The organism is Peribacillus sp. NPDC097675 (genome assembly GCF_050277655.1).
GTDB lineage: Bacteria > Bacillota > Bacilli > Bacillales > DSM-1321 > Peribacillus.
This window is the reverse complement of the sequence record NZ_JBNNSK010000006.1, coordinates 92,284-106,737: the sequence shown is the minus strand read 5'-3', so window position 1 is coordinate 106,737 and position 14,454 is coordinate 92,284. Positions and strand designations below refer to the sequence as shown.

At 37.2% G+C, this 14,454-nt stretch carries 12 protein-coding genes and 1 pseudogene; 1 reads left to right on the top strand and 12 read right to left on the bottom strand.

Going from position 1 to position 14,454, the window contains the following annotated elements:
- The 7 genes from ACQKL5_RS10630 to ACQKL5_RS10600 form a co-directional block, all read right to left on the bottom strand.
- A complete protein-coding gene (locus ACQKL5_RS10630; protein ID WP_427608608.1) occupies positions 1 to 1,797 on the bottom strand; it encodes a cache domain-containing sensor histidine kinase in 1,797 nt (598 codons plus the stop codon).
- Between the two features lie 358 nt (positions 1,798 to 2,155).
- Positions 2,156 to 3,262, bottom strand: coding sequence for a glycoside hydrolase family 88/105 protein (locus ACQKL5_RS10625; RefSeq protein WP_427608606.1), 1,107 nt, complete (start codon positions 3,260 to 3,262; stop codon positions 2,156 to 2,158).
- The gene (locus tag ACQKL5_RS10620; RefSeq protein WP_427608605.1) at positions 3,259 to 3,606 is read right to left on the bottom strand and encodes a cupin domain-containing protein; all 348 of its coding nucleotides are present in this window, start codon (positions 3,604 to 3,606) and stop codon (positions 3,259 to 3,261) included. Before ACQKL5_RS10620 ends, ACQKL5_RS10625 begins: the two co-directional genes overlap by 4 nt.
- On the bottom strand, positions 3,607 to 4,779 hold the full coding sequence (locus tag ACQKL5_RS10615; RefSeq protein ID WP_427608603.1) for an oligogalacturonate lyase family protein: 1,173 nt from the start codon (positions 4,777 to 4,779) through the stop codon (positions 3,607 to 3,609).
- Between the two features lie 75 nt (positions 4,780 to 4,854).
- Positions 4,855 to 6,189, bottom strand: coding sequence for an ABC transporter substrate-binding protein (locus ACQKL5_RS10610; protein WP_427608602.1), 1,335 nt, complete (start codon positions 6,187 to 6,189; stop codon positions 4,855 to 4,857).
- A 29-nt stretch (positions 6,190 to 6,218) separates the two neighbouring features.
- On the bottom strand, positions 6,219 to 7,049 hold the full coding sequence (locus ACQKL5_RS10605; RefSeq protein ID WP_427608600.1) for a carbohydrate ABC transporter permease: 831 nt from the start codon (positions 7,047 to 7,049) through the stop codon (positions 6,219 to 6,221).
- Position 7,050: 1 nt separating this feature from the next.
- On the bottom strand, positions 7,051 to 7,995 hold the full coding sequence (locus ACQKL5_RS10600; protein WP_427608599.1) for a carbohydrate ABC transporter permease: 945 nt from the start codon (positions 7,993 to 7,995) through the stop codon (positions 7,051 to 7,053).
- A gap of 196 nt (positions 7,996 to 8,191) precedes the next feature.
- Between ACQKL5_RS10600 and ACQKL5_RS10595 the strand changes: the two are divergent.
- Positions 8,192 to 9,212 (top strand): annotated as a pseudogene (locus tag ACQKL5_RS10595) (IS1595 family transposase).
- Positions 9,213 to 9,348: 136 nt separating this feature from the next.
- Here ACQKL5_RS10595 and ACQKL5_RS10590 read toward each other — a convergent pair.
- The 5 genes from ACQKL5_RS10590 to ACQKL5_RS10570 form a co-directional block, all read right to left on the bottom strand.
- Positions 9,349 to 9,738 carry a barstar family protein gene (locus tag ACQKL5_RS10590; RefSeq protein ID WP_427608598.1) on the bottom strand — a complete coding sequence of 130 codons (390 nt, stop codon included), beginning with the start codon at positions 9,736 to 9,738 and terminating at the stop codon, positions 9,349 to 9,351.
- 580 nt (positions 9,739 to 10,318) lie between these two features.
- Complete coding sequence (locus ACQKL5_RS10585) at positions 10,319 to 10,774, bottom strand: hypothetical protein (protein WP_427608796.1); 456 nt, start codon at positions 10,772 to 10,774, stop codon at positions 10,319 to 10,321.
- Positions 10,775 to 10,821: 47 nt separating this feature from the next.
- Complete coding sequence (locus ACQKL5_RS10580) at positions 10,822 to 11,289, bottom strand: (2Fe-2S)-binding protein (RefSeq protein ID WP_427608596.1); 468 nt, start codon at positions 11,287 to 11,289, stop codon at positions 10,822 to 10,824.
- A 1-nt stretch (position 11,290) separates the two neighbouring features.
- A complete protein-coding gene (locus ACQKL5_RS10575) occupies positions 11,291 to 12,124 on the bottom strand; it encodes an FAD binding domain-containing protein (protein ID WP_427608595.1) in 834 nt (277 codons plus the stop codon).
- A complete protein-coding gene (locus tag ACQKL5_RS10570) occupies positions 12,111 to 14,444 on the bottom strand; it encodes a xanthine dehydrogenase family protein molybdopterin-binding subunit (RefSeq protein WP_427608593.1) in 2,334 nt (777 codons plus the stop codon). Before ACQKL5_RS10570 ends, ACQKL5_RS10575 begins: the two co-directional genes overlap by 14 nt.
- Positions 14,445 to 14,454: the final 10 nt, after the last annotated feature.

The following is a 14,454-nucleotide window of genomic DNA, read 5'->3' as shown; positions in this document are numbered from 1 at the left end:
TTATCCCTCCTTCATTTTTGGAAAAATAACTGTTATCCGAGTTCCGACATGCTCCGTACTTTCAATGAGAATTCCATAGGGGTCCCCAAAGTGTAAACGGATTCTTTCATGAACACTACGTAAGCCAATACCAATGGTCGAATCGTGAGTTCTATTTTTCAGGTCTCTCCGTATTTCTTGAAGCTTTTCTTCACTCATGCCGATTCCATTATCTATGACTTCAAGATAAATTAAATCTTCTTTTTCATTGGACTTCACAATGACTCGGCCTTTGTGCCTTGTTTGTTTCACTCCATGATAAATAGCATTTTCGATTAAAGGTTGTAGAGTTAATTTGATAATTTGATAGGATGAAATGGATTTATCCATTTCAATCACATATTCAAAATTGTCTCCATAACGCATTTCTTGGATGAAAAGATAATTTCGTATGTGGGTGAATTCCTCTTCTATACTGATGATTTCTCTGCCTTTACTAATACTAATGCGGAAGAAATTCGAAAGAGCTGTAATCATATCACTAGCATCCTTATTTAAACCCATGTCGCTTAATCCTTTAATCGAGAAGAGCGTGTTATATAAGAAATGAGGGTTAATTTGTGAATGAAGGACAGCAAATTCAAGTTGTCTCCTATCCTCTTGTTCTAGTCTAATTTGTTCAAGGAGGGAATGAATACGTACCATCATCTCTTCCATTGCTATATTAAGTAAGGTGATTTCTTTTGGTCCACGTTGATTATAAGTGAGAGATAAGTTATTTTCATTGATAAGTTTGGTTTGTTTCACTAAATCCGAGACCGGGTTTGATATATATCTTGCTAAGAAGTTTGCAATGATAATGGAAAGGATAGCCAAGATTAAAATGACGGCAATGGTGACATATTTAATGTAAGTAGCTTTTTTGACAATTTCATCTGTTGCGACGACAGCAGCCACTTTCCATTTGTTAGTTCCAATTGTGTTGTAAATCACCCTCATTCTCTTGCCATTCGGATTTTCAAACTCATACATTCCCTTTGCTTTCTTTAAGTGTTGCAGATGGGCCAATTGATCTTCATTCAGTTTGTATTCATCTGGAGCATCTTTTGAATTTAGTTCCCCGTCAGGACTTACAAGTGTAATATAGCCATGCCCTCCTAACAACGATGTGTCAATTACCTCTTCAAAAAAATTATGGCGGAGGTTAAAGACTAGTACACCGTTTGTTTTAGAATCAGTTTGACCAATAATCTTCAACACACTGATAACCTGTGAGTTACTATTGAAAATAGAGTCCTCATGGGAATTAAGCCAGTAGAAGTCTTCATTACTTCTCATTGTTTGTTTCATGTAATCTTGATAAGGGAAATCACCTGGCTTCAAAGAATATTCGCTTTGATACATCATAAAGTTCCCATCGTTGATATTGACATATATTGATTCTATGTTGGAATTATAATTCATGTATATCGCTTTCAATAACTGTCTAATATTAATATAATCCTCAGCATCTGCTTCGTCCTCTTCCATTCTAACAACCGAAAGGAGCCGAGGATCATTTGATAAGACAACCAATTGTTCGAAGGAATTGGAGAGGGTATTTTCAATATATCCTTTTGTTTGAAAGAGAGTATCGTTAATATTATTATGAGCATTCTCCTCCAACTGACTAATAGCCAATCGATAGGATAAAAAACCGGTCAGAGCAATCATACTGATCATGACAGGTAAAAATAAAGAGAGGATTGTCGCTCTTAAAGAAAATAGAAAATAGGTTTTAATAAAAATATATAATTTACTTTTAATTTTCTCCCACATATAAGCACCAGGATTTTTGAGTTCTTTTATCCTACCCTTCCATAAAATGAAAAATTTAATCATTTTAAAGATATCGGTTTCATTCCTTACAATACATAGTGCTATATGCTCATTTCTATGAACTGAAAAAAATGAGCTAACTATACATAATATCGATCTTACCTGCCAGCTTCAGTTTTTTATGATAGCGGGGGTTCCAACTGACTTCTTCATCTAATCGAATAGAATGGACCCTAATAAAGGCTTTTATTACATCAACTTATTGGATTAAAGGTTTTCTTTGAAAAATCGTACCATTTTCATGGGTCGATCATGGTATCAAACTTGAAATAATTATTTTCGGCATAGATTATGGATTCTATTTTCTTATCATGTCTGATAAAGCTACACTAGCTAGAATAAACGCTCCTACACCATGAAGGTCATTTTCTGAAACGGGTCGAGATACATAATAGTCATAAACTCCTGCGGATGTCCCGATACAAATACCCTTCATAACGAGAGAATCATCTTGGATTTCAATCATATGATTGAGTAAACCTTGATATCCCTTTTTTGCAATGACTTGGTATGTAGGATCCACATAGTTTTTTTCCACTGCTCTAGCGATTGTATAAATGAAGAGACTTGAACAAGAAGATTCCAACCAGTTGTCTTCCCGGTCCCCTTTATCTACAATTTGATGCCAGAGGCCAGTTTTTTGATCCTGGAAGTCAGCATAAGCCTTTATAATACTTTGTAGGGAAGCAATCAATTCCTCTTTGGATGAATGATTCTCCGGAAGGATGTCCAGCAAATCAATCAGTGCAGTCCCATACCATCCAATCGACCTGCCCCATATTTCTGGCGAACAACCAGTGTCTTTATTAGCCCATAACATAGATCTTGTTTCATCCCAAGCATGATAAAGAAATCCAGTTTCTTCATCCCTCATATGTTCCCTCATCAGCTTTTCTTGGTATAAGACCATGTCCACCAATTCTGGCTGATTGAATGCTTGGTCATACATTAAGGCGAAAGGTCCACCCATAAATAAACCATCTAACCACATTTGATAAGGATACTTGTCCTTATGCCAAAATCCTCCTTGCTTGGTTTTGTTAAATGTGGAGTATAAGTTCTTTAGTTTCATAGCTGCGGTCTTATACCGCTCATCCCCCGTTTTTTTATATAACGGAAATAGTAAGATTCCTGCCTGTATGGAGTCTAGTTCATCTCTAGCAAACAAAAAATTCCCTTGTTCATCTATTAAAAGATCGACATATGCTTTCATATAATCATAATATACTTGTTTCCCTGTCCTCTCCCAGACACGCTGAACACCATATAGAAAAACCCCTTGATGATAATGCCAATAGTTTGCTGGCGGTAATTGATTTGGGTTATAAGTTTTCATTAGGGTTTTACTAGCTTTTTCAGCTATATCCAGAATTGTTTTTGAAGATAAAGGTTCTACTTGATTCATAATGTTCTCCTATCTTCATTTAATAGAAAATCTTCACGTTGAGGCGTGAAAATATCCAGAATGATTGAATTTTCCTCAAGCGCAACAACTCCATGAGGGATCTTGGTAGGGATATATACGCTATCCCCTATATGCATCACTTGTTTCGTACCATTCAGATTAAATTCAAAGCTTCCCGCGACAATATAGCTTACCTGTTCATGCGGATGAGAATGAATTACACCTACAGCCCCTTTTTGAAAACAAACTTCTGTCATCATTAATGAACCTTCAGCTGCTAGTAATTTTCTAATTACTCCTTCTCCAGCTTGAACCGGTTTAATTAATTGGTTCTTCACAAACATTTATGGCTTCCTCCCATCCTCTTTGTCCAATTTCACCAAATATAAATTACAAGGGCCATCACGATCGGATGTAAACAATATTTGTGTACCATCCCAGCTAAAGGTCGGGTGACAGTGTGTCTGTTGAGTATTCCAGCTAGTTTTATGGGTACAAAGTGTTTCAATGGAAACTTTGTCTTCCTGCAAATGAATGAGTAAAAGATCTTCCACTTCATCTCCAACTAACAGAGTGTTGTTTGGATTACTATGATAATGATTGCAGTAGGAAGGCAAATCATACTGTTTTAAGATTACCCCTTTTGAATTTGATAACCCCACGAAAGGAATATCCTTAATAGACTTCTCTAAAATGGTAGCTTGAGTTTTATGAACCGTTATCGTTCCATCATGACCTTTCCGTCTATTATCAAAGAATATTAGGCCATTGAATGTCCAAAATTCATGACCAATGCAATCATGTTCATTTTGCCTATAAATCGGAGTTACGCTTTGCTTTTCAATATCAAGCACCCAAATACGTTGATGCACCAGATTCCAAGGCCCTTCATGGCAAAACATCGCCAAATTGCTATCCGTCGGAGAAAATTGGAAATGGCCAAGCCAATGTGTATCTTCGTAAATGTTCTCTACACCCGTTCCATCTAGATGGATGATTGTAATCCAACTCTTTTTGGTAGCAAACATGGTTTCTTTGAATCCTATATAATTCGCGCCCCGAGCTATGGAAGCATTCTCTGTCCTTATCAGCCCTATGTGTTTCTTATTAGGAGAAATATGGGGGTGTCCCAATAAAACATTGTCTTTTTCTTCATAAAGTACGGTAGTCTTATAGGTTCGATTATCTATTTTTTTCACTTTGCTTCCGGTAATATAAACTATGATATCGCTTTCAGGAGTTTTGGTGTGGTAGCTTGGCTCGATACCGTTTTCTTCATCTGTTAATTGAATGATTTTCCCGGATTCCAGATTCATTTTAAAGAGATTATAGATCTCCTTTTTTTGGGAAGAACGATCGGATAAAAAATATATATCTTCATCATGTAAGGAAAAAGAATTATCCGTAAAATAGAAATGGAAATTATTAGATCCATCTCCAGTTAACTGAAAAATTTCCCTTCCAGTCTTTTTATCCTTGTATTGTTTAATTTCAGAGGAGAATTCACTTCCAATCACCGGGGTATTACCTCCTTAGAATTGTAAGATAAGGCCGTCAAATCGTAATTATCTCTTGACGGCTTCAATAAGGAATTATTTCTTGAAATGCTCATCATACTTAGTTTGAGCATCTTCAATCGTCTTTGCCCATTCATTCAAAAATTCTTCTACGGATATCTTATTACTCATAACGGATTGGGTGCCAGAATCGACTACTGAGTCCAAAATAGAGCGATATTCCGGTAGATAAAACGGCGGTTTATATAAAATGGTTTCAGGATCATCATATACTTTGAATGCTGTTTGAATATGTGGAGAATTCTTGACCCAGTCTTCCGTTAGTACATCTGAATTCGTTGGGATTTGGCCGACTTTCTGATTCCAATAGCTTTGACTTTCTTTTGTATTTAGAAAGCTAGCAAACTTCCAAGCAGCGTCTGGATGTTTTGAATCCTTAAAAATACTTACAGCTATTGTATTGCCACCTTCAGCAACATACTTCCCATCTGCAGTTTTGGGTAAAGGAATTGCTTGAAATTGTTCAGGCTTTAAAGCTTCACTGTGCTCTCCAAAAGAGCCAATATTGTGCTGAACCATGGCGACGGCTCCTGTATCAAACCCTGCAATCATTTCTTTGTAGCTATTTGTGATGTCACTCTTAGGTGTATATTCCTTATAGACTGCAAAATATTTTTTTAAAAATTCAATATGCTCTTTACTATTTATCGTACTCTTACCAGCTTTAATATATTGTTCCTCGCCTGAGTATGCATACATTAATCTCTGTAATTGTAACGATCCTCCTGCACCACCACGGATTGTATACCCATAACGATTATTGCTTTTATCCGTTTGGTCTTTTATGGCCGAGAAGAATTCGTCCCAAGTTTCAGGAATTTTTGTTTCCTTTTCTGCGAACCAGTCAGGTCGAACCCATAAAATATCTAAATTTTGCGTATAAGGGATTCCATATAATTTATGATCGTTCACCATTTCCTTATTAAAATCAATGGCACTTTTATTGATTTTATCTTTTTGATCCCAGGTACTGAAATCTTTATCTAATGGTAACAATGCATCCCGCAATGCAAATTCAGGAAGCCAACTCGTTTGGACACTACCGACGTCTGGCGTGTCGTTCGCTGCGATAGCTGCATCATATTTTGTTTTCGCCGAATCTTTTGGAAGACCGACATATTCCACGGTAATAGTAGGATTCTCCTTTTGAAAACGCTTAATTAATTCTTCCCAAATAGGAGTTCGTTGAGGCCCAGCATTCTCGTCCCAAAAACTTATGGTTACTTTTTCATTTGTATCCTTTCCTGAAACACTAGTAGTTTTCTCACTCGTATCACCGCTACAGCCTGCCAGAAATAAAGTAGCCGCTACTGAAGAAGCTATCGCTAACTTCCCAAATATTCTTATCATGGAATTTCCCCCTATCTATTTTTGTGAATTTAACCTTTAACGGCTCCACCCATTCCATTCACTAAGTATTTTTGTGCTATGGAGAATAGAATGACGGCAGGAATCAAGGCAATAACACTGCCGGCCGCCAATGCACCATAATTAATATTGAATTCACCCATCATATAGCTTAAGCCTACAGGAAGAGTAAATCTATCCTGCTGGTTCGTTAACATGAGGGCCAGTAAGAACTCATTCCAAGTATAAATGAAGGTAAAAACACTCGTAGCTACAACACCCGGGATTAAAAGTGGAAAGACGACATGTCTAATCGTCTGTAATCTGTTACACCCATCAATCATGGCCGCTTCTTCCAATTCTTTCGGAACATTAGAAATGAATCCTGTCATAAGAACCGTTGTAAAGGGAATTTCAACCGCTGCATAGGTAATGATTAATGAGAGCGGATTACTTATTAGACCCATATGCTTAAAGATGATAAATAAAGGAATAATCAACATGGACCTCGGAATGAATTGTGTACATAGTAACATTAGAAGGAAACCACGCTTCCCCTTAAAACGATACCTACTTAAGGCATATCCAGAAATCGTTGAGATCAATAAAACGACGACTACGGTACTTATGCCAACTATCAAGCTATTTTTAAAATAAGTAGCAAAACCTACGTTCGTCCATGCTGCTACAAAATTTTCTATCGTTGGAGAAGCTGGTATATAATGAAGCGGGCGTTTTATTATATCTCCTTCACTTTTAAAGGCCGTATTGACAGTCCAATAGAGGGGAAAGAGCGTGAAAACAAGTAGAGTGATGACTGGTAAATAAAATGTTAATAACCGATCAATCTTTTTTTGCTTCATCTTAACTATCCTCTCTTTCAAATCTCGTGATTCGCAGATAAATTGCTGCAAAGACAAGTAAGATGACGAAGGATACAACAGTCAAAGCAGAGCCATAACCGAAATTGCTTCCGTGTACAGCTTGTTCCGCTATGTACATAGTTAGTGTTGTCGTCGAATGAGCTGGTCCCCCACCTGTTAGGTTAAAGATAAGATCAACATTATTGAATTCCCAAATGACTCGAAGTAGAGTGGTTAAAATGATTGCTGTTTTTAAATGCGGTAGGGTTACATGCAAGAAGGACTTCCAGCGCCCAGCACCATCGACCTTCACGGCTTCATATAACTCTTCTGGTATACTTTGTAAAGCAGCTAATAGAGTTATCGCAAAAAAAGGAATTCCTCTCCACAGTTCTGCAAGAATGACTGATATGAAGGCTGTTCCCTTATCCGAAAGCCATGCTCTGTTTTCATTGATCAATCCTATTCGCATCAAAATATCATTGAATACTCCCATATGCTCATTGTACATAAGAGACCACATAACGGAGGCCAACACACCTGAAATGGCCCAAGGGATAAATGCCGCTGCTCGTACGGCACCTCTAAAGCGAAACTTTTGATTTAAGAGCAACGCTATTCCAAGTCCACATATTAATTGCAAGATTACCTGACTACCAACCCATTTCAACGAATTCCATAAACTCGGGATGAAGAGAGAATCTGTGGTAAAGATTTTTTTAAAGTTGTCGAATCCTGCAAAACTATTATAAAACGGAGCGGAAATATCATAGTTTTGAAGGCTGTAATAAAACACAGTGGCAATGGGATAAAAGAGAAATATACTAATCATCAATGTTGCAGGAAGTAAAAATAAATACGGTAACCATTTATCTAGTTTGAATTTTTTAGTTCGTTTTTTACTTTTTGCTACTCTCTTAAGATTCAGTTCTTGTGGTACATTCATGAAAACATCCTCCTTTCTTAAATATAATTGTATAAGAAAACGCTTACACTTATAATTCAAAATATTTAGATAAATGTATAATATTTTACACTCTTATATAAAAAATAAGGCTATGTTAAAGTCCTTGGTTGATTTTGAATAAATCGTAATCATTTGTGGTATCCTGACTGTATTTATGAAAAAAGGGGTAATTCAAATGACTGTGGCGACCATATTAGCTGATATTTCTTCTTTAAACGAGAGGGATAAAGAATATATATTAGGGTTTCTTACCCGCCACTTTACTCCTTCTGCTTCTCAACAAGGAGCTTTAATAGGTGAATTAAGAGAGAGAAAATTTTCTCACGGCTTTCATTGCCGTCATTGTGAAAGTATGTCAGTTGTTCGCTATGGAAAGCGAAATGGTCGCCAACGTTATAAGTGCAAAGATTGTATTAAAATGAGCAGTGATTTAACAAATTCACCTATGTATCGTTCAAAAAAGGCAGACAAATGGATTGCGTTTATTGAATGTATGTTGAGGGGACTATCTCTTCGTAATACAGCCGAAATAGTTGGTATCACTCACGTAACTGCTTTTTACTGGAGACATAAAGTGTTGTCTGCTCTTACGAAAGAAACTATAGGTGAATTTGAAGGAATGGTAGAGGTAGATGAAACCTATTTCTTAGAGAGATAAAGGTCGAAAGGCTATCCAAACTCGCAAATCAAGAAAACGTGGTGGTTCAGCGTCAAAAAGAGGTATCTCCAATGAACAAGTCTGTGTATTGGTCGCAAGAGACCGAAATAAAACAACTCTTTCAAAGCGTGTCGGTTCAGGCAGAATTCTAACCGAACAAATCGAGGTAACCCTTACCCCCCATTTCCAAAGTGATACGGTGCTTATTTCTAATGCTCATAATTCATATAGATCTTATTCGGCTAAAAACGATTTGGAACACATTATTATAAATGGCAGTAAGAAAGAATTTGTTAAGAAAGGAATCTACCATCTTAACAATATTAATAATTACCACTCCAGACTAAAGAAATGGATAAGTCGATTTAATGGCGTTTCTACGAAATATTTACAGCTCTATTTAGTGTGGTTTCAGTTCCTGGACATTAGGAAAATGGAAAGTGATTTAAGCAAGAAAAAGCTGATGCTTATTTTATCAAGTGTTCTCGGAACTTGGGAAACCGCAGATACATTAAGACTTAGAAGCATTCCTTTCTAAAATTACAAAGTATTTCTAATAGGAAATCACAAATATTCATCAATGGTTTACATAAAAAATGAACTTGGAAATGTATCTCCAAGCTCATTTATTTGATTGTCCATTTTTTCTAAAGCAACCGTTACTTGAATAAGGTTTACTCTAAGATCAACGTTACATTTTCGTTATCAAGGATAATTTCCTCAATCAAGTCAAATATTGTAGGACCTTTGTTCATTTTTGCATCCTGTATTTCTTGAATTACTTTCTCTTTATTGCCATGATGGCAATTTTTCAACTTCTCATTTAGTTTAACTATCGTTTCACTGTACCCCAAATCCACTTTAGATTTAGCAGAATTTCTCCAAATAATAGTAAATTGTTGTTCGTTTTCTATATCTCCGAAACCTCCAAACAAAATATCATTGAAAGCATCTAGATTTCCGTGCCACTTATATTTTCCAGAGAGGACTATATCTGAAAACTCCTTACAAAACCCCTTAAAGTTAGAAAATTTATCTCCATCGATAATAAAAACTTTGTTCATAATAGCACCTCTCATACATTGTTTTTTTCTTATTTTATCATTTCACTTTATTTCACTAACCTGCTCCGTTAGTTTATGTAGAAATTTTCACAATCTCATATTCATTTTAACATAAATGCCCAATCTCAAATTGTCTATTTTATTAATCGACCTTTACCTTTAACACAGCCAAAAATAAAATGAATGTAAGATTTCAAGAGATTTCCCCTTTACTTACAAGAGTACTTCAAATAAATCTAATACAATTTAACAGTCAGGAGTATTGAAACCTATTTCCCCGTTACTGAAAGATAGAAGTACGTTAAGAGACTTTACGTATTTTCGTCCAGTAAGAAAAAGCTGTATTTTTTGAAATTGCCTGACACTTTAGTCCATGAAATTTATAAAATACGAAAGGTAAAGCCAGTTGAATATGCTTTACCTCTGAATTTCTATAATATGATGATACACCCTTCATGCGGTTTAATGATCCGTGGTTTTTTGTTGAGTAAAGAAAAATATGAAAAAAATTATAGGCAGGGCTATTAGAAATGCATTGTACCTCGAACTTTTTACGGTAGGTATATCTGTTAACGACATTTTACTCATTCCCTCTTAAAGTAGTTACCATTTCCGGTTGGACGATGTAATACTTACTTACGATTTTATTAAAAAAGTCATAATCTTCGATGGGCAGTGCGGGAACAACTTCAGGGTAACCGAAAATGGGGCCTGAAACATTAATGGAAAAATCACCAGAAGAAATAAATGTGCCCGTAACATGGATGACGTTATTGATAAGTAATATAGCTAAAATGATATCAAGTATATCGATAAAAAGATTTCCCGCTTCCTCTTGATTTTTCCCTTCCAAACGATGTCCCCCAAAAAGGGGACCACCTAACGAAAGGCTAAATCTGGCTGGTCTAACAAATATACCGATAATGGTGATTTGTCCGGTTAATAATAAGATGGCTGTCGTAATTTCGATACTACGCTGAAAGGAGTGAATAACTGTTAAATTGGTATCCCTCTCACAGGAATTATTCAATATCATCACTCCCCATGTAGGCATTTTATTCAGGTGAACAGAAATATGTCACTTCATTTATTGATTTTAATAGTGTTTATGGCGGAACGTATCGCTTCTTCAATTTCCTTATAACCAGTGCACCGACAAATATTCGAAGAAAGGCATGTTTTGATTTTCTCAGGACTGGGGTCGTTGTCATTAAGGAGTAAAGCCGTCGCATTCATTATAAAGCCAGGTGTACAGTACCCACATTGAAAAGCAAAATGCTCAACAAAAGCCTTTTGAATCGGGGTATTGGTAAGACCTTCAATTGTAATGATTTCGGTATCAATCGCTTCAATGGCCAATAGTAGACATGATTTCATTGGCTGTTTATCTATAATTACTGTACACGCCCCGCAATCACCGTTTAAACATCCTGGCTTGGCACCAGTAAGTCCCATATTTCGTAGTACATTTAGCAATAGGTCTGAGGCCAGTATATCCTTCTCATACCTTTCTTCGTTTATTTCTAAGGTAATCGTCATTTTTTGATTCATGTTATTCACCACCTAAACGTGACAAAATAGAAGATAGCGTATGTTCTAATACAAATAGACGATATTCATTAGATCCTTCAATGTCGTTTAAAATTGGATTAGGCAGGTGCTCAAAAGAGGCTAAAACTCGATCTTTATAAGATAATTTCTGGTCATTAAGAATTTCTTCCATTGAAATTGAGCGGAAGGGATATGGACATACCCCACTGAATGCAAACCGTAGATATCCGTCTTTTTTTAAGGAGGCCACAGTTAAAAGTGGATATCCCGTATCCCATTGTTTCCGTTTCTTTATACTAAGATGCGGTGCATGGAGATACTCTTTTTCTGTAATAATTTGAACTAGGATTTCCCCTTCTTCCAGTTGTAATTCTTTATGAAAGATTTCACTCAATAATAATTTTCTTATTCCTTTAGGGCCCGCAGTAATTACAGCACTATCGGCTAATAAAAAGGGAAGTACGGCCTCCCTATAAAAAATTCTTCCACAGATGTTTCCACCAATTGTGATTTTATTTCTTGATGTATAGTCTGCAACCTCTTTGGAAGTATCCGTTAATAAAGGGAAAAGTTCTTTAGCTTCAAAAACACTCAGGCTCACCGTTGATCCAATAATCAGTTTATCGTTTTGAACTTCGAATATCTTACATTCATCAATTCCTTTTAAATCAATGATGGCATCGGCATATACAAGATTCAGTCGTCCCAATGTTATGATCTCTGTTCCTCCACCATAATACAAAGGGGTTTTCCCTTGTACTTTCAGTGTTTGATATAGTTCTAACGCTTCTTGGATCGATTCTGGTTTATAATAAGTAAAATTAAAGGGTAGCATCCGTGTTGCCTCCCTTTTTCCCTTTCCAAATTAGTTCAGGAAGTAAGGGCAATTGATTCAATGGTATGCCCGCAGCAAGAGATAAACAGTTACCTAAAGCAGCCGGCATCCCTAACAGGCCATGTTCACCAAGACCTCTTGCTCCGTATGGTGCCTCTAAATGTGGGGTTTCTAAAAACTCACAAATATATTCAGGATTCTCACCATATCGTAAAGGTCGATACGTCCTGAATTGCGGGTTAAGGACCCTGCCTACATCATCAAAATAAAAAGTTTCACGACCAGCGAACGCTAGACCCATACTCATAGCACCCATTATTTGCCCTTCTGCCGTTTTCTGGTTCAGGACTTTCCCAGCATCGATGACAGATATCGCTTTTACTACTTTGTAGGTATATTCCTGGGTATCGTATTCTACTTCAACCCCTTGGACGCCTACTGTCCATTCAGGTCCTGGGTTACCTGCACCCGTTTCATGATCTAATTTGGATATATGAGGAGTTATATAATGTCCTCTGCCGATGATTTGTCCTCCAATGGCATTTCCATTAGGATAGGTATATCCATAAACTAGCTCTTTGAAAGGCTTGCGAATTGTTGGATCACCCCTGAGATATACCATTTCTTGACCTATTTCAATGTCTTCCATGGGAACACCTAATACAATCGCAGCCAGTTTTTTTATTTGAAAGATAGCATCTTCGGCAGCTTGGATCGCCGCTCTTCCTGCCATAAACGTTCCACGACTGGCGACCGTCTTCCAATGCTCAGGAGTACTTTGTGTATGGACTTCCATCTGAACTTTCACCCGATCAACTTCTATCTTCAATTTCTCAGAAACAATCTGTGCCAATACCGTTTTCGTCCCAGTACCGATTTCGACTACTCCTGATAAAAGATTAACACTCCCATCAGGATTAAATGTTAAAATCACACCCGATCCTGCGTTTGTATCAATGGTAGAATTTTTCCATACGCATGCAATTCCTTTGGCCGTTATTATCCTGTCATTTTTTCTAATGAACTGTCCTTCTCCCCAGTTCATTTTTTTCTTAAGAACATGTATGCATTCTGGAAGATTTCCTACTGTACTTGAATTCAACGTAACTTGAGTTGGAGTAGAGTGTCCAGGGAGTATCGCATTCCTTTCACGAAGTTCAAGTGGATCCATGCCAAGTTTTTTAGAAAGAGAATCCATGGTCCTCTCAAAAGCAAACAAGACCTCTGCGTGTGCAAACCCTCGATAGGGAGAAGCATATGGGTGATTTGTATACATACAGAGAGAATCACACCAAACATTTTCAATATGGTACGGACCTGTGCAGTCCACTGCTCCAGCACGACTAAGGTCTGTAGCCTTATCGGCATACGCTCCCCCGTCCCAGAGATAATTCAATTCCGCTACCTTAAGGAAACCGGACCGAGAGCATCCCAGTTTCACTGTCGCATCTAAACCTATATGGCATGGGGAGGTCATAATGTCCTCTTCACGACTGTTTTCCACCTTAACCAACTTTCCACCGACCGCTTTAGAAGCGATATAAGCTAAAAGTTCAAGTTGAACTGAGGCTTTACCGCCGAATCCTCCTCCAACCAAAGGAGTGTTTACGACGACGTCTCCAATTTCAACGCCAAAGTAATCACTTATCAGCCGCTTGATCATGAAAGGAGCTTGCGAAGAAGAAGTGATGAAGACCTTTTGATCTCCATGAATTTCTGCTAATGAACATCTTGTTTCCATAGCAGCATGATCAGAAGGGGCAAAAGAGAACTTCTCTTCTATAATAATATCGCTCTCTCTCCACCCCCTCTCTTTATCTCCTTTTCTGATTTTCGTACGATTTGCTATATTAGTTCCTGGTTCAGGATATACTTCGGATATTTTTGTATATGTACCTAAATGTGCGTGGAGTAGAGGAGATGAAGGATTTAAACTTTCAGTTGGAGAATTGACAACAGGTAACGGTTCATAAACGACTTTTATCTGATCAGCGGCCATCCTGGCTTGCTTGGGAGTGTCCGCAACAACAAGTGCGACAACTTCGCCATGATAACGAACTTTGTCTTGAGCTATGGGATAACGATCTCTAATCTCTTCACCCGTTAGCGGTAGATTCCCACCCGTAATGATTGCACGTACTCCTACAAATTTTTCAGCCTTTGATATGTCAATCTTTCTAATGAGTGCATGAGCATAAGGACTGATCACCTTTTTAACGGAAAGGATATTTCTATCCTGATGATCTCCTGTATACCGAGCTTTACCGGTAACCTTATCCCAAGCATCTTTACGAATCACACCTTTTCCTATGATCTCCATGAAAATCCCC

Excerpts from the sequence above, each read along its gene's own strand:
- ACQKL5_RS10630 (WP_427608608.1), bottom strand. The coding sequence starts at position 1,797 with ATGTGGGAGAAAATTAAAAGTAAATTATATATTTTTATTAAAACCTAT.
- ACQKL5_RS10625 (WP_427608606.1), bottom strand. The coding sequence starts at position 3,262 with ATGAATCAAGTAGAACCTTTATCTTCAAAAACAATTCTGGATATAGCT.
- ACQKL5_RS10620 (WP_427608605.1), bottom strand. The coding sequence starts at position 3,606 with ATGTTTGTGAAGAACCAATTAATTAAACCGGTTCAAGCTGGAGAAGGA.
- ACQKL5_RS10610 (WP_427608602.1), bottom strand. The coding sequence starts at position 6,189 with ATGATAAGAATATTTGGGAAGTTAGCGATAGCTTCTTCAGTAGCGGCT.
- ACQKL5_RS10605 (WP_427608600.1), bottom strand. The coding sequence starts at position 7,049 with ATGAAGCAAAAAAAGATTGATCGGTTATTAACATTTTATTTACCAGTC.
- ACQKL5_RS10600 (WP_427608599.1), bottom strand. The coding sequence starts at position 7,995 with ATGAATGTACCACAAGAACTGAATCTTAAGAGAGTAGCAAAAAGTAAA.
- ACQKL5_RS10590 (WP_427608598.1), bottom strand. The coding sequence starts at position 9,738 with ATGAACAAAGTTTTTATTATCGATGGAGATAAATTTTCTAACTTTAAG.
- ACQKL5_RS10585 (WP_427608796.1), bottom strand. The coding sequence starts at position 10,774 with ATGATATTGAATAATTCCTGTGAGAGGGATACCAATTTAACAGTTATT.
- ACQKL5_RS10580 (WP_427608596.1), bottom strand. The coding sequence starts at position 11,289 with ATGAATCAAAAAATGACGATTACCTTAGAAATAAACGAAGAAAGGTAT.
- ACQKL5_RS10575 (WP_427608595.1), bottom strand. The coding sequence starts at position 12,124 with ATGCTACCCTTTAATTTTACTTATTATAAACCAGAATCGATCCAAGAA.
- ACQKL5_RS10570 (WP_427608593.1), bottom strand. The coding sequence starts at position 14,444 with ATGGAGATCATAGGAAAAGGTGTGATTCGTAAAGATGCTTGGGATAAG.